We start from the raw sequence: 26,031 nt of genomic DNA on the forward strand, positions 1-26,031 counted from the left end.
GGGGTAGTTCGATGCCAGAGCTTCCTGAGATGGAAACCTATAAGATCCTTTTAAATCAAAAAATAGTTGGTCAAGTCATTTCAGATATTCAAATCAATAGAGAAAAATCCATTAACCTTAATCCAGACCTTTTTAAAAGAACAGTTCTTCATAAAAAAGTAACTAATGTCCAAAGGAGAGGAAAGCACCTACTTTTCCATCTCCAAAATGGTCATGTGCTGCTGTTGCATTTAATGTTAGGGGGATGGATGTTCTATGGCCTTAAGTCGGAAAAACCAAAACGAACCATCCAAGTCCAAATTTCCTTTGGAGAAAATCATCTTTACTTTATCGGTCTTCGACTTGGATATCTTCATCTATATAATCGACAAGAAGCTGAGGAGAAACTCACCGATTTAGGACCTGAACCATTGGCTAACGATTTCACTTTAAATCATTTTCTAGAAATGATTAGTCATAAGCATGGACGATTAAAGACCACTTTACTTGATCAAGAGTTTATTGCTGGGATCGGAAATTGCTATTCAGCAGAGATTTGTTTCCATGCTGGAATTTTGCCTATGAAACACATTGATCAAATAGAGGAATCAAAAAGGAACATGCTATATCATTCAATGAAGGCAGTCCTGCAGGACGGAATAAAGTACGGTGGTTATATGGACAATCCTTTATTTAATGGAGATACCTTAACGGGGGGATTTAATGAGAGATGTCAAGTTTATGACCGGGAAGGCAAGAACTGTAATCGTTGTGGGGCCATTATTATAAATGAAATGGTGTCTTCTAGAAAGACATTTTACTGTCCTAATTGTCAAAAGTAAACTAAGACCTGCTACATTAGCGGGTTTTTATTTTTGTCAAAAAAAAGTGAAAGTAATTGTTTCGTATTTCACACAAATGTAATATACTATATACAAATAAGTATAGCACATTTATAATTAATCTAACGAATATAACATATTTATTATAAGTAAGGGGGTGGTAATGATTAAACTAACTAAAAGACAGGATGAAATCCTACAGATTGTGAAACAAAATGGACCGATTACAGGAAAAGAAATTGCAGAAAAGCTTTCGTTAACACGGGCTGCTTTAAGACCAGATCTTGCCATCTTAACGATGTCGGGAAACTTGGATGCCAGACCTCGTGTGGGGTATTACTTTAATGACAATTATGAAGTAAAACAGAAGGCGAAAAAGTTTATTCACCAAAAAGTAAATGATTATAAGGCTCATCCAATTGTAGTCGAAAAATCAACCTCCGTTTACGATGCTATTGTTCAGTTGTTTTTAGAAGATGTAGGTACACTTTATGCAGTGGATACTGAAGGGCTTTTAGCAGGAGTAATATCAAGGAAAGACTTACTAAGAGCTTCACTTGGCAATAAGAATCTTAATGACTTACCAGTAAGTGTCATTATGACTAGAATGCCTAATATCATCACCATCGAACCGGAGGAAACACTGTTAGAAGCCGCCAAAAAAATGATTCACAATCACATTGATTCTCTACCAGTAGTGAAGGTAGAAGACCAACTGAAAAATACATATTTGCTTGTGGGAAGAATCACAAAAACCACGATTACAAGGGCATATCTCGAAATTATGGAAGAAAAAACAGACTAAGAGGAGTGGCTGTTATTTTGGTACAGAAAGAAGTGGTTTATGTAGTTTCTGACTCAGTGGGGGAAACAGCTGAGTTTGTAGTAAAAGCAGTCGCAACACAATTTAATGGAGGTCATGTGGAAATTCGCAGAAGTTCATATGTAGAGGACTTTGAAGATATTGAAGATGTCCTTTTACTTGCGAAAAGAGGCAACTCCATCATTGCATATACGATTGTTGTTCCTACCTTAAAACTATATTTAGATAGCAGAGCCTTAGAAGAGGGTATATTAGCAGTAGATTTACTTGGTCCATTGATGAATGCGTTCGTAACTAGATTTAATAAGCAACCGCATCATCAACCAGGTTTGATGAGAAAGCTAGATGAAGAATATTTCCGAAAAATTGAAGCTATTGAGTTCGCTGTGAAATATGACGATGGTCGTGACCCAAGAGGAATTACAAAGGCTGATATTGTTTTAGTCGGGGTATCTAGAACATCAAAAACGCCATTATCTATGTACCTAGCACATCAGCGCTTTAAAGTGGCCAATGTTCCATTAGTCCCGGAAGTGCAGCCACCAGATGAATTATTTCAAATCCCAAGAAAAAATTGTATTGGATTAATCATTTCACCAAATAAATTAAACGAAATTCGGACAGAACGTCTGAAGGCTTTAGGGTTAGCTTCACAAGCAAATTACGCAAGCTTTGAGAGAATATTAGAGGAACTCGACCATGCTGAAAAAATTATGAAACGTGTAGGCTGTCCCGTTATTGATGTATCTAATAAGGCTGTGGAAGAAACGGCAGGCTTAATATTAGAAGTGTTAAAAAAAGAGAGGAGCTTTTAATAATGGACAAATTCGTTTATTTATTTCATGAAGGAAATGGCAATATGAAAGAATTGCTAGGAGGCAAGGGAGCGAATCTAGCAGAAATGACTAGAATTGGATTACCTGTTCCATACGGTTTTACTATTACGACACAGGCTTGCAATGCATACTATGAAGCTAGTAAAACCATTCCTACAATTGTAGAAAAACAAACGCTAGAAGCACTTGTCCGCTTAGAAGAGAAAATGGGTAAAAAATTAGGCGACCCGAAAAATCCTCTCCTTGTTTCAGTACGTTCAGGTTCCGTTTTTTCCATGCCTGGTATGATGGATACCATCTTGAACTTAGGAATTAATGATGAAACAGTTGTTGGTATGGCGAAGCTGACGAATAACCCTCGTTTTGCCTATGATTCTTACAGAAGATTCATCCAAATGTTCAGTAACGTGGTCCTTGAAATTGATACGTATTACTTTGAACAATTATTAGAAGAAACACGCGAGCTAAAGGGATACTCCACTGATCCAGAGTTAACTGCAGAAGACTGGAAAGAGGTAATCAAAGGGTATAAAGGAATTGTTAAAAAGCATACAAGAAAAGACTTCCCACAGGAACCAAAAGAACAATTGTTCCTTGCAATTAATGCCGTCTTTAATTCATGGAATAATCAACGTGCAATTGTTTATCGACGTTTAAATAAAATACCGGATCATTTAGGAACTGCTGTCAATATCCAAAGCATGGTGTTCGGAAATATGGGGAACGATTCTGGAACAGGTGTGGCGTTTACAAGAAATCCATCTACGGGGGAACATCTTCTCTACGGCGAGTACTTAATCAATGCTCAAGGCGAAGATGTGGTTGCCGGAATCCGTACACCTCAGGCAATCGCTACATTAGAGGATGAAATGCCAGGTGTTTATAAACAATTTGCTGAAACGTGCAAACGGTTGGAACAGCACTATCAAGAAATGCAGGATATTGAATTCACTGTGGAACGCGGTAAGCTGTTCATCCTGCAAACACGTAATGGGAAGCGTACGGCACAAGCAGCGATTCGCATTGCCGTTGAAATGGTAAAAGAAGGTATAATCGACAAAAAGACAGCTCTTTTACGTGTAGATCCAGATCAATTAAACCAATTGCTCCACCGACGTATTGATGATGCGTTTGAGAAACGAATTTTGGCAAAAGGTCTCCCAGCTTCACCTGGTGCTGCAACAGGTCAAGTAGTCTTTGATGCGGATGAAGCAGAACAATTAGGAAATGATGGCAAGAAGGTGATTCTGGTACGACCAGAAACTACACCTGATGATATCCATGGTATTGTGGCTTCCCAAGCAATATTAACAAGCCGGGGTGGAATGACTAGCCACGCGGCTGTTGTAGCACGAGGGATGGGGAAAGCCTGTATCTGTGGATGTGAAGCCTTAAAGATTGATTTAAAGGCGAAACAGTTCACAATTGGTAATACCCTCGTTAATTATGGAGATATTATTACCATTGATGGTTCGACTGGTGAAATTATGCTTGGTGAAATTCCAATGATTGATCCTGAACTTTCAGATGAGTTCCAGCTATTACTGGCATGGGCCGACCAAGAGCGGAAAATTGGTGTCCGAGCAAATGCTGATAACCCTGAAGATGCGAAGAAAGCATTTGAATTTGGGGCAGGCGGAATTGGCTTATGCCGCACGGAACATATGTTTATGGATTTAAAACGTATTCCGATAGTACAAAAAATGATTCTTGCTGATAATTATGGGGAGAGAATGGAGGCCTTGAACCAGCTGTTACCAATGCAGCAGAGTGATTTTGAAGGGATTTTTGAAGCAATGCAGGGGTTCCCTGTGACTATCCGTTTACTTGACCCGCCGCTTCATGAATTTTTACCAGATAAAGAGGAACTGTTAGTAGAAGTGACTAAGCTTCAACTGACTGACCCTCAATCTGTGGAATTAAAGCAAAAAGAAAAATTACTTAAAAAGATTCGTCAGTTAGATGAATTTAACCCAATGCTTGGCCACCGTGGCTGCCGTCTTGGAATGATCTATCCAGAAATTTACGAAATGCAGGCAAAAGCAATCTTCTACGCAGCATCAGCACTTGCAGAAAAGGGAATGGTAGTTGAGCCAGAGATCATGATTCCTTTAGTCGGTCATGTTAATGAGCTAAAACAAATGCGTCAGCTTGTGGTAGAAGCAGCATTACGTATCCAAGAAGAGACAGGGAAGAATTTCAGATATACCATTGGAACAATGATTGAGATTCCTCGTGCAGCAATAACTGCAGACCAAATAGCAGAGGAAGCTGATTTCTTCTCGTTTGGTACAAATGACTTAACACAAACAACCTTCGGCTATAGCCGAGATGATGCGGAAGGAAAATTCCTTCAGGCCTATATCGAAAATAAAGTGCTTCCAGAAAATCCTTTCGCTGTCCTTGACCAAAAGGGGGTAGGTAAGCTAGTTGAAATGGGAGTACAGCTAGGACGATCAACAAAACCTTCATTAAAAACAGGTATTTGCGGTGAGCATGGCGGCGAAAAGAGCTCGATTGATTTCTGCTACCGAACAGGCTTAGATTATGTGAGCTGTTCTCCATACCGTGTACCATTAGCTAGACTAGCAGCGGCACAGGCAACCATTCGACACGAGTTAAATAAAGAAGAAGTGTTTACAACAGCATAATATGAAGAGAGGATGTGTGCCTTGTGCAGCATCCTCTTATTTTTGAAAATGTAATCATGATTAGTCTATTTTTGCAAATAATATAAAAAATACTATCAAAGGGGTTAGAAAATGGGGGCTATTGAGCGGAATGGATATCGGTTTGTACCAGAATACAGTGTGATTCAACAGAATGGGGCCATTCATGTCTATAAACGAAAGGATTTTATTGAAGAAATCCAATTTAAGTTTTCGGGAAAGTTTCCAGAACTGGACCAAATAGAGGATCTAGTCGATAAGTACTGTGATTTGCATAATATTTAAAGAACACTTGTTCGGTATATTGTTTAATGATATAATTGAAAATGCAATAGTATAGTTTTCTCAAGGGTGGACGGCACACTCTCCTATCGAAAGGGGGTGATGCTTTTTGACAGTTTTTCAAGCATTGACGTTAGCTATATCGTTTGCTAGTCTCATTGTCACTGTTCTGTCTTTCCACAAAAAAAAATAACCCACCCTTGAGCCGGCAAGCAGAAGTGGTGGATTATGCCCTTTATGCCGATCCCCTGTAAGGGAATCAACTATTGCATGACCGAGCGTGTCTCAGGACTCTCGGTCTTTTTTACTATATGATTATCTATACTCACATTATACATAACTTTAAGTAAAAAGGAAATTCAAAATATATATAGGAGGGGTCGTATTGAGTAAATTACTTACCATTTACCCTCAAGCAATTGAACATACAAAAATGAAGATTCAAGAAGATATGGATCGATATTTAGAAGGGAAGGAATCATTGCCAACCTTTGAAGAATATTTAGCTGATCGCAGCCACTATATAGAACAAATCTGGGTCAATGTATGGTTAAATAAATCAACAAATGATGTACCGAAAAATGAAAAAAAGACTTTTTTAAGCGAAAAAGGCTATGAGGTGCAAGGGATTGACCGGAAGTTTTTAAATAAGTTATTTCGGGATGAAATGAGAACGTATCAGCCCTTTGATGCACTTGACTGGATTAACAAAACATTTGCTGGGCAGGAAGAGGTGTGGGAAAAACGATATCATAATGCAAAGGAAAACTATATAAAGCAACAAGTGCAGAAACAACTTGATGAGCAGAAGCAAGAAATACGAATGGATATAGAAGAGGAAGCCAGCAACATTATTGAGAACCATTACGAATCATTTTACTTACATGTTCGATTCTTCGTTGCTACCCAATTAAGGGCGGATCTCGAAAATAATACGAAGTTTCAATCGGTTGATACATTTGCACTCGAGGAAAAATTGGTCAATGAAGGTCCGTTTAACCCCGCTACATATACTACTGTTGCCACTTTCTTTGAAGAACTGACAGGTGATATTCATAAAACCCTTCATTTGGGACGAAGTTTCTACGAATACCAAACCTACTTCTTTGTGTATGAAAGTTTAATTTCTGATTATGTGTCAGAGCTTATACCACAAGAAGTGTTAGAACAGCTACCACAAGATTTAAAAGCGAATTTTTTTGATATTTTTCATGAACCGCTTTCTGCATCTTTCGTTAAAGGCAGTATCGCACAGCTTCTTTATGAAGTTGAGGGCTATTTTATCGAAGACATTCAAGAAGAATATCTTTCAGACTTAGTCAAACTAACTGAACTTCCTTTTGACCTTGCGGCACACAAGGAAGTTTTTGAAAAAGATTTGCAGGAACGGGAAAAAAAGAAGCGAGAAGAGCAGGAAGAGGTAGAACGGAAAAAGGAAGCAGAAGAGCGGATGATGAAGGATATATTTGGTACTGAATATGATCCTTCACTAAAGAGAAAAATCCGGTATGTCCTTCACATTGGTGAGACCAATACAGGAAAAACCCATCATGCATTAGAAAAAATGAAAGAGGCAGGCAGTGGATTATATTTAGCACCACTACGGTTATTAGCTTTAGAGGTATATGATAAGTTAAATGTAGAAGGGACACCGTGTTCTTTAAAAACAGGAGAAGAGGAGAAAATCGTTCCTAATGCAAGCCATATTTCCTGTACGGTAGAAATGTTTCATGAAAAGGAGTTTTATGAAGTTGTAGTAATCGATGAAGCACAAATGATCACAGATAAGGACCGTGGCTTTTCATGGTATAAAGCCATCACGAAAGCAAATGCACAGGAAGTCCATATTATAGGAAGCAGAAATTCTAAATCCATGATTCTCCAGTTATTAGGTGATTCGAATATTGAAATTAATGAGTATTCCCGTGATACACCGTTAGAAGTGGAGAAGAAAGAATTTCATATTAAACATGTGAAAAAAGGCGACGCCCTTATTTGTTTTTCAAGAAGACGTGTCCTAGAAACAGCCTCAAGATTGCAAAATGATGGTCACTCGGTCAGTATGATTTACGGCAGCATGCCTCCTGAAACCCGGAAAAAACAAATTGAACAATTCAATAAAGGAAGAACCAAAGTGATAGTGGCGACAGACGCGATTGGTATGGGTTTAAATCTCCCCATCCGCCGCATTGTTTTTTTAGAAAATGAAAAGTTTGATGGAACAAGAAGGAGACTGCTTACGTCACAAGAAGTTAAACAAATTGCTGGACGTGCAGGTCGTAAAGGAATCTATGATGTCGGAAAAGTGGCATTTACAGCCGATATTAAAAAAATGAGAAATTTGCTTTTACAAGAGGATGAGCCTGTCCATACGTTTGCAATTGCCCCTACTAATTCAGTTTTCGAACGCTTTCAGCGCTATTATCATGACCTAGGAACATTTTTTGAATTATGGGGGAAATTTGAAAGTCCGAAAGGTACAAAAAAAGCTTCACTTTCAGAAGAAAAGACGTTATACCAATTGATTTCAGGAACGGAAATTGAAGCTAGACTCCCATTAATGGACTTGTATGGATTTTTACATCTTCCTTTTTCCAAAAATGAGTCAGCATTAACAAGACAATGGGAGGAAACAATGTACAGCATCATTCAAGGAAGAGAACTCCCTGAACCCATTGTAAAGGAGCGAAGTCTAGAAGAACTGGAATTAAGCTACAAAGCCATTGGACTTCATCTCTTGTTTTTATATCGTTTGGGTGAAAGAACGGAAGCCATCTATTGGGAGCGACTCCGAGAAGAAGTAAGTGATCGAGTCCAGGATCGGTTAAAAACTGATATAAAAAAGTTTGTTAAGAAATGTAAAAATTGCGGTAAAAAACTTCCTTGGGATCATTCGTTTCCTACTTGTGATGTATGCCATGCGGCAAAATATAGAAAATACCGAAACGGTGATGACTATTAATTAATAAATGAGAGAAGAAAGGCCTAAAAAGGCCTTTTTTATTTTTATAACTTGGTACCTATCGAACGAGAAGAAATCAGGTAATATAGTCTATATTTCGCCTCTCTAAATAATAGGAAAATAGCAACTTCCTATAGTTTAATTATTCTGATAAATTTGAATTCCACAATAAATAAAGGGGTGTTGTACTTGTTAAAGGTTCTATCAAAATCTGCTTTTACCTTAGCACTTGCGGGTAGTCTTGTAATGACGGGTTACCATTCTAGTAATTCATCTGCAAAGGTAACAAAGGCAAAAGATACATATCATTTAAGTCTTGCCCATTATGTTGGGGCTTCCCCAGAATTAGCGGCTAAGGCGAAAGAATTAGGAAAAAATTTATCCAAGGTGGACCCAGCTGAAAAAGTTGCGGACAAGCTTGGTACAAAATTCCAACAGGCTGGCGATAATCATGTTAAGTATCAAACGGCAGACGGCAAGGTACCCGTACTAGTCATTCTTGCTAAATTTAAAGATGGAGATGAACCTGTAGGGGATGTCTCAGGTCAAGTACCCGCAAATTATATTAATGATTTGATTTTTGGTGAAACATATAATCCATATGAACTAGATGAATTTAAGCAGTATGCTGAATTTAATGGTCAAAAGGCACCAACTGATAGCACCATGCAAAATATTTACAAGGAATCCAGTTATGGAAAAGTAACTTTAGTAAAAAATGATGACAATGATTTAGCATGGATTGAACTTCCAAAAGGGGCATCCTATTATTTAGATCAAAAAGGTACTTATAAATATGGTAACGTTAATGGTGATGCGCATATCGGTGAATTAGTAACCGATCTTTTTAAAGCAGCTGATAGTGTAGTAGATTTCTCTAAGTATGCAGTAGATGGAGAAGTTCCGAACGTTTTTATCGTTCATGAAGGAACAGGCGCAGAATTTAGTGCTGACCCAGCACAAATTTGGTCACACAAATGGAATTCGTTAAGTGCATTATATTATGGAAAGTATTATGAAACAGGTAAGCCAGCCGCTGATTTAAACCAAGACGGTGTTGAGACAGAGGAAGAGTGGAATACATGGTATAGCCAATTTGTTAAAGATCACACTTTTGATGGGGTTATGGTAGACAATTACAATATACAACCGGAAATTGGCGGTAACGTTGCTGGATACAATGAAGCAACAGGCGGTTATGATGAAGCTTCGAAAACGGGTCCATTCCCTGGACAAGCGGGAGTGTTTGCTCATGAATTTGGCCATGCTCTAGGACTTCCAGATTTTTATGATACAGCCTATACTTCTGAAGGTGTTGGAAACTATTCGATGATGTCAGGCGGTTCTTGGATGAGATATCCGAATGCGGCAGCTTATTCTGGTAACTCACCAACTCATTTTGACCCGTATTCAAAAATCTTCCTTGGCTGGGCTTCCCCAATTGAGGTAAAACCAGCTGATGGTGTAAAAACGATTACTTTACCACCTGTAAATGCTGCAACTTCTGAAAATGGAATTGTTAAAATGGAGGTTCCGGGTTCCAACGGTACAGAATATTTCTTGTTTGAGAACGTCCAGCAGAAAGGGTTTAATAAAGGTTTAATTCGTGAAGGGGCTGATGCACATGGCTTAGTTGCATGGCATGTAGATGAAAATGTTCTATCACTCTATCAAACCGCAGGCTTCCGTCCTAATAATGTCGAAAACTGGATGAATAAACGCTACCAATATAACCAATCTCAAATGGCAAGCAACGGAACTATGGTGACGCACTACGGACTATCTGTTCTCCAGGCAGATGGAAAGTATGATTTAGAAAGGAATGTTAACCGAGGAGACGCTTCTGACTTCTTTAAACCAGGCAGCCAGATTACTCCAGTTTCAAGTAATGTGCACACTGGATCATACTATTTCTGGAAGGGTCTAAGCTCTACACCTGCAGATTCCGGTATCCATGTTACCGATATTAAAGAAAACAAAGATGGATCGATATCTGCAAAATTTTATTATAACTTTAATGAATCACAAAAATAATTAATGGGCCCGAGTTCTTTATCTGAACTCGGGTTTTTAGTGTAGGGTATTTTTATTAATTCTACTCGTTTTGTAACGTTGAAAGGCAATTTTGCCTATTTTTAAAAAGATGATATAAGAGGTAAAAATAAAGGTATAGGCAATTGTAGAGAAACCTAAATTCCAATGTATAAACTTAAAAACATTCAGTTTTATGGACATCCACTCCAATAATAGTGATAAGCCTATCCAACCAAGTATTAAAAGGAAATTACGAGTTCCTTGAAGCCTCAACTTATCGTAACTATACATAAAGAGATAGCCGTAAATAGTGTAATTAATCGTATCCATAATAAAATCAAAAAGGTCATATTGTTGGGTATCCAATGCATCGTAAAAGTTAAAAGGGTACTTTGAAGCTAAAATAAAATCAACACATATGGACAAGTTTGCATTAAATAGCATGAGGACAAACGTAAGAGCAGGTGGAAAATGTCTAGGTAGCTTAAAAAATATAAAAGATAATACGATTAAACCAGCAAGTACCCATAATTCATTTTCATCAAATTTAATTGGCGTACCAAAGACCACTTTAGTGAGTTCCTTTCGTGTATAAGTAAAAAAGAAATTTGCGACAGCAAACAGCTAGGAACAAAATACATCCCCATTCGATCACCGAATACCAGATGGACCATTTAACGAATTGAATGACTCCAATCCATTTTGACAGATATTCTACTCCTGTTATCAAAAAAGTCCACATTATAAATAAGCTGATTTTTTGAAATGTAGACTTTGCTGTTGATAGGTAATCAATAAATAAGATGCATAGTAAAGGGATAAAAAAGGAACGGTTCATAAATGAAGCCCAAAACATTTGGATTTGCTCGGTAATTTTCATAACCTTCATGTTTCCGGTTAAGATATCTAGGACATTTTGATTGATTGTTGAAACCAATAAGAAAATAGAAAGGATTTCGAGTAATGTAAGATTATTTCTTTTCCAAATAATTGCTAAAAGGAACAATAGTAAAGTAAAAATGCACATAAGAAGCATCAAAGTTCCTCCAAAAGTGTAGTTTTTACCAATGTCATGACATTAAACAGTATTACCTGTTTCCAATTATTCCATAATCAGCAAAAATTGATAATATAGACTATAATTTGCTCGCGAATATAGATTTAAGGGAGACGAACTTGTCGAACTGCGAGTTCGTTTTTTTGTTTTTGAGTGAGTATATTCACTTTTTAGGACCATATGATGGTAAATAAAGGAGCGTGATGTTATGGCTGTTCATGTTGTAGCTGCTGGCGAAAATTTGTGGACCATTTCAACCTTATACGGTGTTTCTATACAAACGATAGTAGAGCTTAATGGACTACCATCCGCTACTACTATCGTGCCAGGCCTTGCACTTTATCTACCGGATAACCTACCGCCAATCCGTTCCTATCGAATAAAAGCGGGCAATCATATTTGGCAGCTTGCACAACAATTTAATTCAACTATAGAAAGTATTATGGATGCAAATCCAGGCTTGAATCCTAACCGTCTTATCATTGGGCAAGTGATTAATGTCCCTTCGCTAGTAAAATTAGAAATAGCTACTCTTGGTTTTCTAGTGCCATCGTCGGAAAGTGCAAATTTAATGACTCTAAATGCTCTGGCAGAACAGCTAACATATGTTGCCGTTGTTGCGTATTCATTTACAGAGGAAGGTTATGCTTTTAATCAAGTTGATGATGCTGGGATTGTTACACGAAGTAAAGAATTAGGCATTATCCCATTGTTGATGATTAGGAATTATACTGGCAATGAGTTCAGTGCAGAGTTGGCGGGGAAGGTGTTAAAAGATCCTGTTTTCCGAGCAAACATGGTTAAAAGTATATTCAATCTAACTGTTCAGAGAGGATTCGGTGGTGTCAGTATTGACTTTGAATTTATACCACCAGCCCAGCGAAATGATTTTACTAGTTTCTTAACAGAGTTAAAGCTAGCCCTAGGCGATCTTATTTTGCAAGTGAATGTACATGCTAAGATAGCTGATATTCCGACTAATCGCATTATTGGTGCTTACGATTATGCGGCAATTGGGAAAGTAGCCGACATTATGGCTGTGATGACGATTGACTATGGATACCCAGGTGGACCGCCTGATCCAATTGCTCCGATTAATTGGATGGAACAGGTTATTCAATATTCCATTACTCAGGTTGAACCTGGTAAACTTCAAATTGCGTTGCCGTTATATGGTTACGACAAAGTAGTTCCTACTCATGTTACCCGTGCACTATCTTTACTGGCAGCCCAGAATCAAGCAATTGCAAAGGGGGCTGTGATTGATTTTGATAATATGGCTAAATCACCTTGGTTTCGCTACTATCAGGGAGCTGAAGAGCATATTGTATGGTTTGAGGATATTCGTAGTTATGTAGAAAAGTACCGTTTGATTGACCTGTACCAGTTAGCAGGAACAACGGTTTGGCAAATAAGCCTACCCGCACCACAAAATTGGGCGTATTTGAGTAAAAATATTACAGTTTTGTAGGGGGAAGTGTAAGAATACTATGTTTGCGCTGGCCATGAGTATAAGGTGATTTGGTATTTGTGCCATTTTGGGGTGGTTTTGTATCATTTTTACTCGGTTTTGTGCCGATTTTAAGGTGTTTTGTGTAAAAATCACCTCGTTTTGTGCCGTTTTTAAGGTATTTTGTATAATTAGCCATTATTTGGAAGTGGCACCCTTATTTTTAATGAATCCAACATACAAATGGTACTATTTGGACAAACTCAAGGAAAAAGGGAAGGCTGGATTACGCTTGAAATTAAAATTAAAAATCGTTTTACTTATCTTCATATTGCTTTTGGCAACAGGTCCTAACATACATGTAAATGCTACGAGTCCCCCCGCAAACATCACTGTACAGCTCAACCAACTATTAATGAAAGAGCCAGCTTTACAAGGAGCCATTGCAGGAATTAGTGTTCGGTCAGCTACGAGCGGGCAAGTCATCTATGATTATCAAGGCAATGTTCGGTTACGTCCGGCTTCTAATATGAAACTCTTAACGGCTGCAGCAGCTCTGAATGTTTTAGGTGAGAATTATTCCTTCTTAACTCAAGTATTTACAAATGGTCCGATAAAAAAGAACATCCTTGAAGGGGATTTATACATAAAAGGAAAAGGTGACCCAACCCTATTAAAAACTGATTTTGATCAAATGGCCGAGAACATTAAAAAGCAAGGAATCAATAAAATAAAAGGAAATCTGTTCGGTGATGATTCTTGGTATGATGACGTCCGCTATTCATTAGACTTGCCTTGGAGTGACGAAACAGAGCATTATGGTGCACAAGTATCTGCACTTACTGCATCTCCAACCATAGATTTTGACGCCGGGTCAGTCAAAATTGAAGTAAAACCGGGTTTAAAAGCAGTGGACAAGCCGACGGTGAAAATGACCCCTAAAACAAATTATGTAAAAATCGTAAACCTTGCTGAAACGGTCGCAAAGGATGGATTAAAGGCAATTACAATCGAAAGGGAGCATGCTAAAAATACAATTACAATTGAAGGGACTATTCCTGTAAAAGCAAAACCTGAAAAAGAATGGGTGGGGGTATGGAACCCAACCCTCTATGCAGTTACCCTTTTAAAACAATCATTAGCCAAAAAAGGAATTTCCGTAACAGGAAAAATCAAAACGGGAACGGTGCCTGACACCGCTAAAATATTAACCACTCATCAATCTATGCCACTGTCCAAACTGCTTGTGCCTTTTATGAAGTTAAGTAACAATGGACATGCTGAAATTTTAGTGAAGGAAATGGGAAGGGTGGTTAAAGGTGAAGGTAGCTGGGAAAAAGGTCTACAAGTGTTAAACACAGAACTCCTGAAATTCGGGCTCAACCCTCAAACAATGGTTTTACGAGACGGGTCGGGAGTTTCTCATGTAAACTTAATTCCAGCGAATCAGCTTTCACAGCTCTTATTTTCAGTCCAAAAAGAAAAATGGTTTCCTAGTTATTTAAATGCTTTACCAGTAGCAGGTGTCCGTGACAAAATGGTCGGAGGCTCTTTAAGGAACCGAATGAAAGGTCCGAATACCCTAGGAAAAGTGAAAGCCAAAACAGGGACCATTTCAACAGTAAGTTCGCTTTCGGGATATGTAACAACCAACAGCGGACAAACTCTTATTTTTTCAATCCTGTTAAACAATATGATAGATGAAGTGAAGGGGAAGAAAATCGAGGATCAGATTGTGACCTTACTGTCAAATCAATAATTTCACATGCGAATAAATAGGTGAAACAGAATTTTCTTGAAAATAACAAGTATTGATTTTACACTAATAATAGTGGATAAATAATATAAAAAAGCAATGTAAATGGGAGAGCTAGTCTTATATGAATAAAAAACAGAGTCCGTTACTATCGGAGCGTTTTGAGGTAGCATTTAATCTAGTACATGATGCACTGAGGGATATCGTACAGATTAAAGATGATAGATTTGTGGTATTGGTCAAGGTTGGCGCTAAAAAATATCAAATGATTGACACCTATAAAAAAGACTTAGAACAGTATGCTAGACTTCGTAATGCCATTGTTCATGAAAAAATGGAGATTGGCTTTTATATTGCTGAGCCAAATGCCAAGGTGGTATCACATATTGAAAAAATTGCCAACGTGTTTAGCCGGCCTAATTACGCACTATCTATAGCAACAAAAAATGTGGTTTTCTTTGATTACCAGGATAGTATTCTAAAAGTAACTACAGCAATTAAAGAGCACGGCTATTCAAAATTCCCAATTTATAAAAACAAAACATGTATCGGTCTTCTGACAGCTGGATCAATTGTAAAATGGATGGCGCAAAATATGGAAAATAGTATGGTGAATTTATCCGACATCCATGTATCCGACATTATGATGTACGAAAAGGAACACCCAATCGAAATCGTACCTAAAGATATTAATATTTTTGAGGTGGAAAATATTTTTGAAAAGGCTCATAAAAAGAAGCGAAAGCTAGAGGGTGTAATAATCACTGAGAATGGAAAAGCAGATGAGGCACCTCTTGGAATCATTACAGCATGGGATCTTATTGAAATCGATTATACAGTTGATTGATGAAAAGGAGCATACCACATTGTGGTATGCTCCTCCTTTATTATTAAAAATCAAACTCGCTTAACTGGTCCATATGGCTAGCGATCATCGCAATAATGGTACTTGCTTCTTCTTTACTAAAAATAAAATGAGATTCATCTTTAATTAACTCTTCATCAGTTGTCCAAATCCGGTTAATTCGTTTGAGGACACCATCTCCGGTTTCTTGTACTACCCCAAATTGATAGGTAACTTCGACTTCATCCTCATGCTTAAAGGCAGTTACCTCTGGTGTCGACCATTCCACATCGATTTCTTCAAAAATATCGTCATCATTATGTTGTTCTGCTTCGTAGTATTCATCGTTGTTATCTTCATCAATAGTTTGATATATAACTTCGCTGCTTTCATCCTCATCATCACATTCTTCAGAAGTGTTGAGGTATACTCCATCATCTGTATAGTGATCATCGTCGTTCATATAATCATGCAGGCTCTCATGAACCTCTTGAATGATTTCCTCAATGTCAGAAAGGATGATCTTCGCTGTATGCCCACTGTCAACGTCGAAAGTATCAATATAAAATTCCTCATTTTGCGGGTCAAAGAACAAGGTACAGAAATAATCACGATCGAGTTCTTCGGTATCAACATCTGCCGTATCGACGAAAAATTCGATTCTTGGATGTTTGGCAGCTCTTTCAACTGTCATTTGGCCAACTTGATCATATTCTTCACAAATAGACTCAAGATGATCCTGTAATTCCCCACATACTCTGTCAAACCATTCTAATGACATCAAACATCCCATCCTTTCAATCTATATCGAGGTTATTATTGCCAAATATATTACTAAATAAACAAAAACATTGGTCAGGATAATATTTTAAATATTTAGAATTTTACTGGTATGTTTTTTGTGGTCTTGTATATATTCATGATAGAAACAAAAGTCAATCAAAAAATAAAAGGGGGCATACAAATGAAAATCAAACAACTCTGGAAGAGTTTTCTTGTCACGGTTTTGTCTATAACCATTTTGGCGGCTTGTTCATCAGAACCTAAAGAAGAAGTGAAAACGGACCTACCGTTAGATGAGATTATTCAGAAAGCGAAAAAAGAGGGGAAAATCAATTCACTCGCAATGCCAGACACATGGGCCAACTGGAAAGAGACTTGGAAAGAACTTTCAAGTGAATACGGTCTAAAGCATAAAGATACAGATATGTCTAGTGCTGAAGAGCTGGCAAAGTTTGAAGCAGATAAAGGAAATGCTAGTGGGGATATAGGGGATGTTGGAATTGCTTTTGGACCAATCGCAGTAGAAAAAGATTTAACAATACCCTATAAAACTTCTTATTGGAATGATATCCCCGATTGGGCAAAAGACGATAAGGGGCACTGGATTGTTGGCTACACTGGAACCATTGCTTTTCTAACTGATAAAAACAAAGTGAAAAATCCACCAACCTCTTGGGAGGACCTTAAAAATGGCGATTATAAAGTGAGTATTGGGGACGCATTGGTGGCAAGTCAAGCACAGTTTGCTATTCTTGCAGCCGCTTATGCATACGGTGGAGATGAAAAGAATCTGCAGCCAGGTATTGATTTCTATGCTGAATTAGCAAAGGAAGGCCGTTTATCTGGGGATCCAAGTGTGGCAAATATTGAAAAAGGTGAGATTGAAGTTGCTATTCTTTGGGACTTTAATGCGTTAGGTTATAGTAGTCAAATTGATAAGAATCGATTTGAAATTACCATTCCAAAAGAAGCATCTGTTACATCAGGTTACGCAACTGTCATTAACAAATACGCCAAACATCCATATGCCGCTATGTTAACACGTGAATATATTTTATCTGATGCAGGACAGGAAAATCTTGCAAAAGGGTTCGCAAGACCAATTCGCGAAAATGCAAAATTGTCCGATGATGTAAAGGCACTACTTTTACCAGACGAACTTTATAAGAATGCGCGTCCAGTCGGAGATCAAAAGGCATGGGCGGAGACAACAAAGACAATCCCACAAATGTGGCAGGAAAAGGTACTCATCCATGTCAAATAACCGTTTGGTTTTAATTGTAATTGATGCCCTGCGTTTTGATACTGCTTGTACACACATGGGTTTTATGCAGCATCTTGTGGAAAATAAAAAAGTTTCCCGCTTTGAAGTTCGTTCCGAATTACCCGCATTGTCACGTCCGCTTTACGAGACCATATTAACTGGAACTCCACCACATGTACATGGTATTACTGGCAACCAGGTTGTTAGATTATCTAAACAAACCAGCCTATTTCATTTAGCCAAAAGCAGCGGGAAATCAACCGCTGCTGCGGCTTATTATTGGGTTAGTGAGCTGTACAATCGTGCACCTTTCCAATGGGGGGAGGACCGTATTCAATTAGATCAAAAGCACCCAATTGAAAATGGAATTTTTTATTTTGAGGACCATTACCCTGATAGCCATTTGTTTGCCGACGCACTTTGGCTTTTAAAAGAAAAGGAGCCTGACTTTTTGTATATCCATCCAATGAATGTCGATGACGATGGTCATAAGTATACTGCTGATTCTGTTGAATATAGAAATCGAGTTATGAGCGTAGACTCTCTTTTAGCTCAATTTTTGCCAGTGTGTCTGGAACGGGGCTATGACGTTATTGTAACAGCAGATCATGGTATGACATCAGATGGAAATCATGGAGGAAATTCGATTGCTGACCGTCATGTCCCGTTGTTTATTTTCTCTGAAAAAGTAAAACCAGGTATCTATAAGGAGGTTGTTTCGCAGCTGCAAATAGCTCCACTTGCCTGTCATTTACTAGGAATAGTAGTGTCCAAGGATATGATACCATTTCTTATTCCTGTAAAAGATGAGATAAAAGGAAAGGATTTGGTGCTGTGAGCAGAAAAAAGAATACCATTATTTTAATGTTGCCCTTCTTGGCAATGGTTTTGTTATTCTTTATTGTCCCCATGCTGTATATGTTAATTAGCAGCTTTACGTCAGCATCTACAGGAATCACAGTTGAACATTACAAAAACGCATTAACGGATAGCTATATTTTGCAAGGGTTTAAGAATAGTATAACCTTGTCATTATTGTCTGCTTTTATAGCGCTTATAGTATCACTTCTATCTGTTTACACAATTATGCGCTTTTCGGAATCTTTAAGAGAAAAAATACTAATATTATCAAACCTCACGTCTACTTTTTCGGGTGTACCACTTGCATTTGCCTTTATTATTCTACTAGGAAATAGTGGTCTCTTCACCCTTCTCTTTAAAAAATGGGGAGTAGATTTTTCATCTTCGTTTTCTTTATATAGCTGGAGCGGGCTGTTATTAGTCTATATTTACTTCCAACTTCCTTTAGCGCTCATGCTGCTTTATCCCATTTATTATGGGATTCAGGACCGATGGAAGGAAGCCGCTTCTCTGCTTGGAGCATCACCATTTGTTTTTTGGTGGAAAATTGGCATCCCAATATTACTGCCAGGAATTGCGGGAACATTTAGTGTTCTCTTTGCCAATGCCATGGGCGCTTATGCATCCGCTTATGCATTAACTGCAAGTAGTTATAATTTAGCCTCGATTAAAATTGGATCTTTGATAAAAGGAGATATTTTTGCACAGCCTGAATTTGCTTGTGCTATTGCAATGTTGCTTGGGGCGACAATGGTATCTGCCATGTTGCTAAATGAGTGGTTTATCAAGAAGTCTAGAAAGGATTTGGCCCAGCCATGAAAAGGTTTAATAGTTTCGTTTTTGTCATTACCAGTTTATACCTGGCTTTGCCGATTATTTCAACCGCTCTTTACGCGATTTCAACTGAATGGAATAGAACAATATTTCCTGAGGGCCTAACACTAAAATGGGTTTCTTCCTTATTCAATGATCTACGATTTATCGAAGCTTTTGGTAGATCAGTAATCCTCTCTGGAAGTGCGGTCATATTAGCAGTTATTCTAATGATTCCAGCTATATTGATTATTGTGATTTACTATCCTAAATATGAGAAGTGGATACAATCTATGGTAGTGATGGTCTATGCATTCCCACCTATCATTCTAGCTGTCGGCTTGATCAATTCATATTCAGATACAGGTCTATCTATGGTCCTTATTTTATTGGGTGCCTATGTAATTGGTATTCTGCCATTTATGTATCAAGGAACACGAAATAGTTTAAGAAACTTAAATGCAAGAGAATTAATGGATGCTGCAGAGCTATTAGGGGCTGGAAAAATGGAGGCCTTTAGGCGTGTATTACTTCCATCCATCTATCCAGGAATTTTCGTTGCATCAATCTTATCCTTTTCTGTTCTTTTTGGAGAATTTGTATTAGTTAATTTAGTGGTAGGTTCACAATTTGAAACGGTTCAAATATTTTTAATTGCCGTTTTAAAATCTAATGGTCATATTGCGAGTGCAGTTGTTCTAATTTATATCATTCTTATGGGGGCAACAACTGTTATTATTGCATTTTTAGCGAAAAAGTCGGAAGGGGTTACCCGCGGATGAGTTATGTACTGCTTCAGGATATAAAAAAGATATACCATGAAACAACTGTATTATCTGGTATTGACATGGAAGTGAATAAGGGTGAATTTGTTACACTCCTTGGACCGAGTGGGTGTGGAAAAAGTACCATATTACGTATCTTAGCAGGGTTAACAGAAGCGACATCAGGATCAGTTTATATTGATGGTAAAGATATGAGAAATGTAGCACCAATGATTAGAGAGATAGGAATGGTGTTTCAGTCCTATGCATTGTTTCCAAATATGACGGTGGAGGATAATGTGGCTTTTGGACTTAAAATGAAAAAGGTTCCACAGTCAGAGGTTAAAGAGAGGGTAGATCACATCTTAGATGTTGTACACCTTACTGAAAAAAAAGCCGCATATCCTAACCATTTATCTGGTGGCCAGCAACAACGAGTTGCCTTAGCCCGATCTCTAGTCGTACGTCCAAAAGTATTGTTATTAGATGAACCCCTAAGTGCTCTAGATGCACAAATTCGCAAGCGGCTTCAAACAGATTTACGCAACATCCAAAGAGAGATGGAAATGACAATGATACTTGTTACTCATGACCAAGAGGAAGCAATGGCTGTTTCGGATCGCATTTTTGTAATGAAGACAGGGGAAATTGCCCAGAGGGGAACGCCAATTGACATCTATACAAGACCGAAGTCAGAATTTATTGCGAGATTTATAGGAAATTACAATATTATTCTACGAGAACAACTAGAAAAACTAATAGGACGTCATTTAGGGGATGACTCTGGAAAATTCGCCATACGTCCGGAAGCTATTCATTTTAGCCAAACACCTTCCTCCTATCATATACGGGCTGAAGCGATTGATTCTACGATGCACGGTAATGTGATTCGAACTATTTTTGAAGCGGAGGGAATCCGTTTTTCTTGTGAGCGTTTGCATCATGGGACAGGAACATTACAAAAGGGGAAAATTTATGACTGCTATATTGAGCCAGAAGATGTGGTGGGACTTAAATGAATGTGATAAAAGAAGAAAGACAAAAAACAATTTTAAAAAGGTTAGAGGGTGAGAAAAAAATCTGGGTCTCTAAACTTGCAGACATACTAGACGTGACTCCAGAAACGATTCGCCGTGACCTTGCCGAACTAGAAAATAAAGAGCTGTTAACAAGGGTTCATGGTGGAGCGGTAACCTTTATTCCTTCGCAAAAGGAATTAGCTTTTCAACGTAAGCTCGAAATGAATAGGGAGGTAAAAATAAAAATTGCAGCAAGGGCCGCAGAGTATATTAACAATGGAGATTTTATTGCTATAGATGTAGGGACAACAACCGTTCACATAGCTGATAGGATACAAAACCTAGAAAATGTTACCGTTGTAACTAATTCAATTGCAGCAGCAGAAAGATTCAATTTGGCATTAGAAGAAAAAAGAATGACAGGGAGGGTCATAATGCTTGGTGGTATAACAAATCCGGAGCAATCTTCCGTTGCAGGAGCCATGACCCTTGAAATGCTTTCGCAAATGAAAATTAACAAATCGTTTATTTCATGTGGAGGAGTAACTAAAACGACTATTTATGAATATGACCTTGATGAATCACTTGTTTCAGCGGAGATGGTTAAACAGAGTACGTCCACCTTTTTACTGACAGATGATTCGAAAGTAGGTAAATCATCTTTTTTTTCCATCTGTTCTATAGATATGGTAAATGAAATTATTACCAATAAACACTGTCCACAAGATTGGGTGAAATCACTAAAACGTAAAAATATTAAATGGACATTGATTAGTTAAGAAAGGAGGAATCTAGATATGCTCATAGATTACCATGTTCATTTAGAGGAAGGGCCCTATTCTTTTAAATGGCTGGCACGGACAGCAAAGGCATTAGAAGCATTTCAGGGAGTCCCCTTTTCATCTATTGGTTCTAGAGGAAGACTTATAGAGCAAATAAATTCTTTACAAGAGCGTATGTCAAAGGGTTGTTATAGTGAAGAATGGTTACATTTATATTTACGTAAAGCAAAACAGTTGGGGATAAAAGAGGTTGGAATTGTCGATCATCTTTATAGATTTCGTGAAGCAGCTGATTATTTTTCCAAAAGAATGAATCTTGATCAGAATGACACCATTGGATCATTACAGAATTACTGGCTATCGAAAGTGATGAATGAAGAAATGGAGCATTTTGTCGAAGTAATAGGTAATGCAAAAAAAATATGGGAAAAGGAAGGTGTACATTTAAAACTCGGTCTCGAAGCTGATTATTTTCCAGGAGGGGAAGAAGAACTATCAAAATTGCTTGGGGACTATCCCTGGGATTTTGTTATTGGGTCTGTCCACTTTGTTAACGGTTGGGGGTTCGACAATCCAGAAACCATCCACATTTTTAATGAATGGGACACTCTTACTTTATATACTCACTTTTACGGGACTGTAGAGAAAATGATTCGGTCAGGTTTGTTTGATTTTGTGGCTCATTTAGATAACTTAAAAGTCTTCAATGTACGTGCAGAAAACGAATCATTCACCAAAACATGGCAAGAACGGATTGCCCAAGCTCTTATTGATACGGATACTGCAACTGAAGTAAATGCCGGTCTTTATTACCGCTATCCTGTAAAAGAAATGTGCCCGGGGCCAGATTTTTTATCAGTTCTTGTCAACAAAGATGTCTCATTTACTTTGTCCTCAGATGCTCATTTTCCAGATGATCTTGGAAATTATGTTGCTGAGAATGCGGGAGCCCTAAGGGAGATGGGTGTTAAGGGAGTTGCAACATTTGAAAAACGTAAAAGGATCATGAAACCGTTATAAACAGTCGCTGCCAATGCAGCTTCTTTTTGTGTTTAGAATATTATTACTTTCCAGAATCTTAATTTGACACTAGAAATGATGATATATAAAATATTTAATATATTTACATACTACTAGTTACTGACAGGGGGTAAATGGATGACAAATCATGAAATAAATGCAGTGTATTCCCTGTGTAAAATACATACAGATCTCTCAGACGATGACATTCAAAAGATAAATGATTTGGTACAAAATCTATCTTTAATTGCTGATTTAAATCAAGCAAATGTCTTTATCGATTGTCCAACTAGTGAAAGAAAACATGCGATTGTCGTAGCGGAGGCTTCACCAACAACAGCTAAATCGGTATACAAAAATCCTGTCGTCGGTAAGTTTGCCTATGAAACGTTTGAACCAGCTGTTTTTTATGCACTTCGAACAGGAAAGCCCATCTTCTTGAACCATGCGTTAACACAAGAAGGGAAAAAAGTAGAGCAGAGTGTGGTGCCTATTGAAGGCATAAATAACCGGGTGATTGGGACGTTAATCATGGAAAAGGATATCAGTGATAAGCTTCAAAATCAAGATAAATTGAAAACGCTAACAGAGGCAAATGAGACGCTAAGTGAGCTTCTGCTCGGAATCGCTGAAAATAGTCCCTTTATCCATGAAGTGATTGAAGAGTCCTTGTTTATCATAGACTCTGAATTACGAATCCAATATGCAAACCCGTCTGCTATGAATCTATTGTTCGAAATGTGTTCCAAAGAGTATAAAAATGGCACTTCCTTTTTAGAATGTTTTCCTAACTTACATGAGGTTTGTTTGCTTCCTGACGAATTACTCATTCAAGAAGTAACGATCAAGAATAAAGTGTTTCAAATGAAAAAGATCGGCCTAGTCCAAAATGATAATAACAGTGGTTCCTTCATTATTTTTCGTGACCTGACTGAACTTAGGGAAAAGGAACGAGAACTAACAGTTAAGACAGTTGCTATTCGCGAAATCCATCACCGTGTGAAAAATAACCTCCAAACTGTTGCAAGCCTATTGCGGCTTCAAATGAGGAGAGGGGTTCCAGAAGAAAGCAGGGTTCATTTTATTGAAAGTCTTAATCGGATATTAAGCATTGCCTCTGTATACGAAATCATTCTTTCAAATTCTAGTATTGATGATGTGGAGATTTTTAGTTTAATTGAAAAAATAGGCAATATGTTGGTATTTAGTGATGACCATGATAGTAAAAATATTACAATCACATATTCAGGTCCTAAACTTTTAATAAAATCAAATGTTGCTGTCTCTGTTGCATTGGTCATTAATGAACTTATTCAGAATTGTGTTAAACATGCTTTTACTGGAAATGAAGGTGAAATTGCTGTAACTATTCAAAATCATACACCTATGATTAAAGTTCAAGTTCAGGATAATGGTATAGGGTGTCAATCTACTATGAAGCCGTCTTTAGGTTTGGATATTGTAAAAATGATGATAGAACATGATTTATCAGGTGAATTTACTATCATTGGAACAAGTGAGGGTACGATTGCCACAGTTGAATTCCCCTTAGAAAGGGAGTATTAATCTTGAAAAAACGAATTATGGTAGTAGAAGACGAGTCAATCGTTCGCTTGGATGTTTCACTCATGTTAAAGGATGCGGGGTATGAGGTTGTTGCCGAAGCAGCTGATGGGGAAAAGGCTGTTGAATTAGCTTTTCAACTAATACCCGATTTGATCATCATGGATATAAAAATGCCAAAGTTGAATGGGCTGAAAGCCAGTGAAATTATTTCTAACAAATTTGATATTCCTATTCTTCTTTTAACTGCTTATAGCCAAAAGGAATATATTGAAAAAGCAAAACAGGCCAATATTTTAGGTTACTTAGTGAAACCCATTTCTGAAGCAAGTTTAATCCCTGCAGTTGAGATCGCTCTAAGGCAGGCAGAAAACACAAGCCTTTACAAAGAAAAAGTAGAAGAAATGAATAAAGAACTGGAAAATCGCAAATTAATTGAAAAAGCAAAAGGAATTTTAATGAAACAATTGAATTTACCAGAAGAAACGGCTTACAATAAGATGAGAAACATTAGTATGAAAAAACAGCTCCCATTGGAAAAGGTAGCTAAGTACATTCTCTTGAAATACCCCAGTTAGACTAATTGATTACAAGTAAATAACCATAAGCAATGGTGCTTAATAGATTTTATTTTTTAAAAAAATAAGGTCTATTAAGCTTTTTTTGTCTTATTACAAGAAATGGAGAGGTGTTCTCATGAATGAAGAGAAAAAGAGATTTATTCAAGAATTTGTCCCTGGTAAACAAGTGACATTAAGCCATTTAATTGCAAATCCGGATCCAGATATGTTTGAGAAATTGGGTATCCAGGAAAGTGGTGCATTAGGAATCCTAACATTAACACCGAGTGAAACGGTTATTATTGCCGGAGATTTAGCAACAAAGGCAGCAAATGTAAAATTAGGCTTCCTCGATCGCTTTACAGGCAGCTTAGTCATTGTCGGGAATGTATCAGAAGTAGATATGGCCATGAGGGAAATCAACCGGTTTCTTGCGGATACCCTTCACTATACACCAGCGCAAATTACAAAGTCTTAATTTCTGAAAAGGAGAATCCAAATGAAGAACAGAGCAATGTTAATTGGTTCAATTGGTGCAGGAAAATCCACCCTAACAAATGCTCTCCTTGGCCGAGAAGTAAAAGCGGTAAAAACACAATCCCTACTATATTTTGATTGGATTGTGGATACGCCTGGTGAATATAGTGAAAACCCATTTTTTTATAAAAATATCATGGCAACCGCACTTGAGGTTACTCATGTCCTTTATTTACAGGATAGTACGAAGAAAAAGATGATTTTCCCTCATGGGTTTAGTACAGGGATAAATAAACTTCCTATTGGTGTCGTCACAAAGAGTGATTCTGATAAAGCAGATATCGAATTAGCGGTCTCCCTTTTAAAAAAGGTAATGGTGAACAGAGGGCCCATTGTGATTACATCTTCCCTTAAGAATGAGGGGATAGAGGAAATTAAAATGCTGGTGGGCATGAATACGATACAGGAAATGAAGAAGTATATCGACAATCATCCTTCCCCGTATATATTTTTTTGAATGAAAGCCTTTACAGTATTCAGAAAATAAATTATATTATGGTTACACAAATGAATTTACAGGCAAAGGCGCCT

25 protein-coding genes are annotated in these 26,031 nt (G+C 37.6%); 22 read left to right on the plus strand and 3 right to left on the minus strand.

The features are described 5' to 3' along the window. The first annotated feature begins 11 nt into the window (after positions 1–11). The 8 genes from mutM (at position 12) to QFZ87_RS13110 (ending at position 10,427) form a co-directional block, all read left to right on the plus strand. Positions 12–821: a bifunctional DNA-formamidopyrimidine glycosylase/DNA-(apurinic or apyrimidinic site) lyase gene (gene mutM, locus QFZ87_RS13080; RefSeq protein ID WP_309861938.1), complete on the plus strand. Its 810-nt coding sequence runs from the start codon at positions 12–14 to the stop codon at positions 819–821. Between the two features lie 163 nt (positions 822–984). Further along, entirely contained in the window at positions 985–1,626 is a 642-nt protein-coding gene (gene ccpN / locus QFZ87_RS13085) for a transcriptional regulator CcpN (protein WP_309861940.1), read from the plus strand. 17 nt (positions 1,627–1,643) lie between these two features. Next, positions 1,644–2,459, plus strand: coding sequence for a pyruvate, water dikinase regulatory protein (locus QFZ87_RS13090; protein WP_309861943.1), 816 nt, complete (start codon positions 1,644–1,646; stop codon positions 2,457–2,459). Between the two features lie 2 nt (positions 2,460–2,461). Continuing rightward, complete coding sequence (gene ppdK, locus QFZ87_RS13095) at positions 2,462–5,131, plus strand: pyruvate, phosphate dikinase (protein WP_309861945.1); 2,670 nt, start codon at positions 2,462–2,464, stop codon at positions 5,129–5,131. Positions 5,132–5,242: 111 nt separating this feature from the next. Further along, positions 5,243–5,434, plus strand: a complete 192-nt coding sequence (locus QFZ87_RS13100) for a YbxH family protein (RefSeq protein ID WP_309861947.1) — start codon at positions 5,243–5,245, stop codon at positions 5,432–5,434. A 106-nt stretch (positions 5,435–5,540) separates the two neighbouring features. After that, positions 5,541–5,624: a putative holin-like toxin gene (locus QFZ87_RS24950; protein ID WP_374121074.1), complete on the plus strand. Its 84-nt coding sequence runs from the start codon at positions 5,541–5,543 to the stop codon at positions 5,622–5,624. A gap of 192 nt (positions 5,625–5,816) precedes the next feature. Further along, entirely contained in the window at positions 5,817–8,393 is a 2,577-nt protein-coding gene (locus tag QFZ87_RS13105; protein ID WP_309861949.1) for a DEAD/DEAH box helicase, read from the plus strand. Between the two features lie 189 nt (positions 8,394–8,582). After that, on the plus strand, positions 8,583–10,427 hold the full coding sequence (locus QFZ87_RS13110; protein ID WP_396133917.1) for a M6 family metalloprotease domain-containing protein: 1,845 nt from the start codon (positions 8,583–8,585) through the stop codon (positions 10,425–10,427). A gap of 36 nt (positions 10,428–10,463) precedes the next feature. Here the strand turns inward: QFZ87_RS13110 and QFZ87_RS13115 are convergent, their stop codons facing one another. Further along, positions 10,464–10,997 (minus strand): hypothetical protein, encoded by a 534-nt coding sequence (locus tag QFZ87_RS13115; protein WP_309861951.1) that lies wholly within the window; start codon positions 10,995–10,997, stop codon positions 10,464–10,466. Position 10,998: 1 nt separating this feature from the next. After that, entirely contained in the window at positions 10,999–11,463 is a 465-nt protein-coding gene (locus QFZ87_RS13120; protein WP_309861953.1) for a CBO0543 family protein, read from the minus strand. 229 nt (positions 11,464–11,692) lie between these two features. Here QFZ87_RS13120 and QFZ87_RS13125 point away from each other — a divergent pair, with 229 nt between their 5' ends. From QFZ87_RS13125 to QFZ87_RS13135, 3 genes are all read left to right on the plus strand, one after another. Further along, entirely contained in the window at positions 11,693–12,955 is a 1,263-nt protein-coding gene (locus tag QFZ87_RS13125; RefSeq protein WP_309861955.1) for a glycosyl hydrolase family 18 protein, read from the plus strand. A gap of 205 nt (positions 12,956–13,160) precedes the next feature. Then, positions 13,161–14,693, plus strand: a complete 1,533-nt coding sequence (dacB, locus tag QFZ87_RS13130; RefSeq protein WP_309861957.1) for a D-alanyl-D-alanine carboxypeptidase/D-alanyl-D-alanine endopeptidase — start codon at positions 13,161–13,163, stop codon at positions 14,691–14,693. Positions 14,694–14,814: 121 nt separating this feature from the next. Continuing rightward, positions 14,815–15,537 carry a CBS domain-containing protein gene (locus QFZ87_RS13135; protein ID WP_309861959.1) on the plus strand — a complete coding sequence of 241 codons (723 nt, stop codon included), beginning with the start codon at positions 14,815–14,817 and terminating at the stop codon, positions 15,535–15,537. A 43-nt stretch (positions 15,538–15,580) separates the two neighbouring features. Here the strand turns inward: QFZ87_RS13135 and QFZ87_RS13140 are convergent, their stop codons facing one another. Continuing rightward, positions 15,581–16,315 carry a hypothetical protein gene (locus QFZ87_RS13140; RefSeq protein WP_309861961.1) on the minus strand — a complete coding sequence of 245 codons (735 nt, stop codon included), beginning with the start codon at positions 16,313–16,315 and terminating at the stop codon, positions 15,581–15,583. 183 nt (positions 16,316–16,498) lie between these two features. Between QFZ87_RS13140 and QFZ87_RS13145 the strand changes: the two genes are divergently transcribed. The 11 genes from QFZ87_RS13145 (at position 16,499) to QFZ87_RS13195 (ending at position 25,957) form a co-directional block, all read left to right on the plus strand. Next, entirely contained in the window at positions 16,499–17,581 is a 1,083-nt protein-coding gene (locus QFZ87_RS13145) for an ABC transporter substrate-binding protein (protein WP_309861963.1), read from the plus strand. After that, complete coding sequence (locus tag QFZ87_RS13150) at positions 17,571–18,419, plus strand: alkaline phosphatase family protein (RefSeq protein WP_309861965.1); 849 nt, start codon at positions 17,571–17,573, stop codon at positions 18,417–18,419. Before QFZ87_RS13145 ends, QFZ87_RS13150 begins: the two co-directional genes overlap by 11 nt. A gap of 26 nt (positions 18,420–18,445) precedes the next feature. Beyond that, complete coding sequence (locus QFZ87_RS13155) at positions 18,446–19,261, plus strand: ABC transporter permease (protein ID WP_309867852.1); 816 nt, start codon at positions 18,446–18,448, stop codon at positions 19,259–19,261. After that, the gene (locus QFZ87_RS13160; RefSeq protein ID WP_309861968.1) at positions 19,258–20,037 is read left to right on the plus strand and encodes an ABC transporter permease; all 780 of its coding nucleotides are present in this window, start codon (positions 19,258–19,260) and stop codon (positions 20,035–20,037) included. The genes QFZ87_RS13155 and QFZ87_RS13160 overlap by 4 nt, the downstream gene beginning before the upstream one ends. Beyond that, positions 20,034–21,038, plus strand: coding sequence for an ABC transporter ATP-binding protein (locus QFZ87_RS13165; RefSeq protein WP_309861970.1), 1,005 nt, complete (start codon positions 20,034–20,036; stop codon positions 21,036–21,038). Before QFZ87_RS13160 ends, QFZ87_RS13165 begins: the two co-directional genes overlap by 4 nt. Continuing rightward, positions 21,035–21,817, plus strand: coding sequence for a DeoR/GlpR family DNA-binding transcription regulator (locus QFZ87_RS13170; RefSeq protein WP_309861972.1), 783 nt, complete (start codon positions 21,035–21,037; stop codon positions 21,815–21,817). Before QFZ87_RS13165 ends, QFZ87_RS13170 begins: the two co-directional genes overlap by 4 nt. 18 nt (positions 21,818–21,835) lie before the next feature. After that, the gene (locus QFZ87_RS13175; RefSeq protein ID WP_309861974.1) at positions 21,836–22,840 is read left to right on the plus strand and encodes a histidinol phosphate phosphatase domain-containing protein; all 1,005 of its coding nucleotides are present in this window, start codon (positions 21,836–21,838) and stop codon (positions 22,838–22,840) included. 138 nt (positions 22,841–22,978) lie between these two features. After that, complete coding sequence (locus tag QFZ87_RS13180; protein ID WP_309861976.1) at positions 22,979–24,406, plus strand: sensor histidine kinase; 1,428 nt, start codon at positions 22,979–22,981, stop codon at positions 24,404–24,406. Between the two features lie 2 nt (positions 24,407–24,408). Next, the gene (locus tag QFZ87_RS13185; RefSeq protein WP_309861978.1) at positions 24,409–24,981 is read left to right on the plus strand and encodes an ANTAR domain-containing response regulator; all 573 of its coding nucleotides are present in this window, start codon (positions 24,409–24,411) and stop codon (positions 24,979–24,981) included. Between the two features lie 118 nt (positions 24,982–25,099). Beyond that, on the plus strand, positions 25,100–25,441 hold the full coding sequence (gene eutS / locus QFZ87_RS13190; RefSeq protein ID WP_309861980.1) for an ethanolamine utilization microcompartment protein EutS: 342 nt from the start codon (positions 25,100–25,102) through the stop codon (positions 25,439–25,441). Between the two features lie 21 nt (positions 25,442–25,462). Beyond that, complete coding sequence (locus tag QFZ87_RS13195; protein ID WP_309861982.1) at positions 25,463–25,957, plus strand: EutP/PduV family microcompartment system protein; 495 nt, start codon at positions 25,463–25,465, stop codon at positions 25,955–25,957. The last annotated feature ends 74 nt before the right edge of the window (positions 25,958–26,031 follow it).

The sequence above is a fragment of the Bacillus sp. SLBN-46 genome, from assembly GCF_031453555.1.
Taxonomy (GTDB): domain Bacteria; phylum Bacillota; class Bacilli; order Bacillales; family Cytobacillaceae; genus Neobacillus.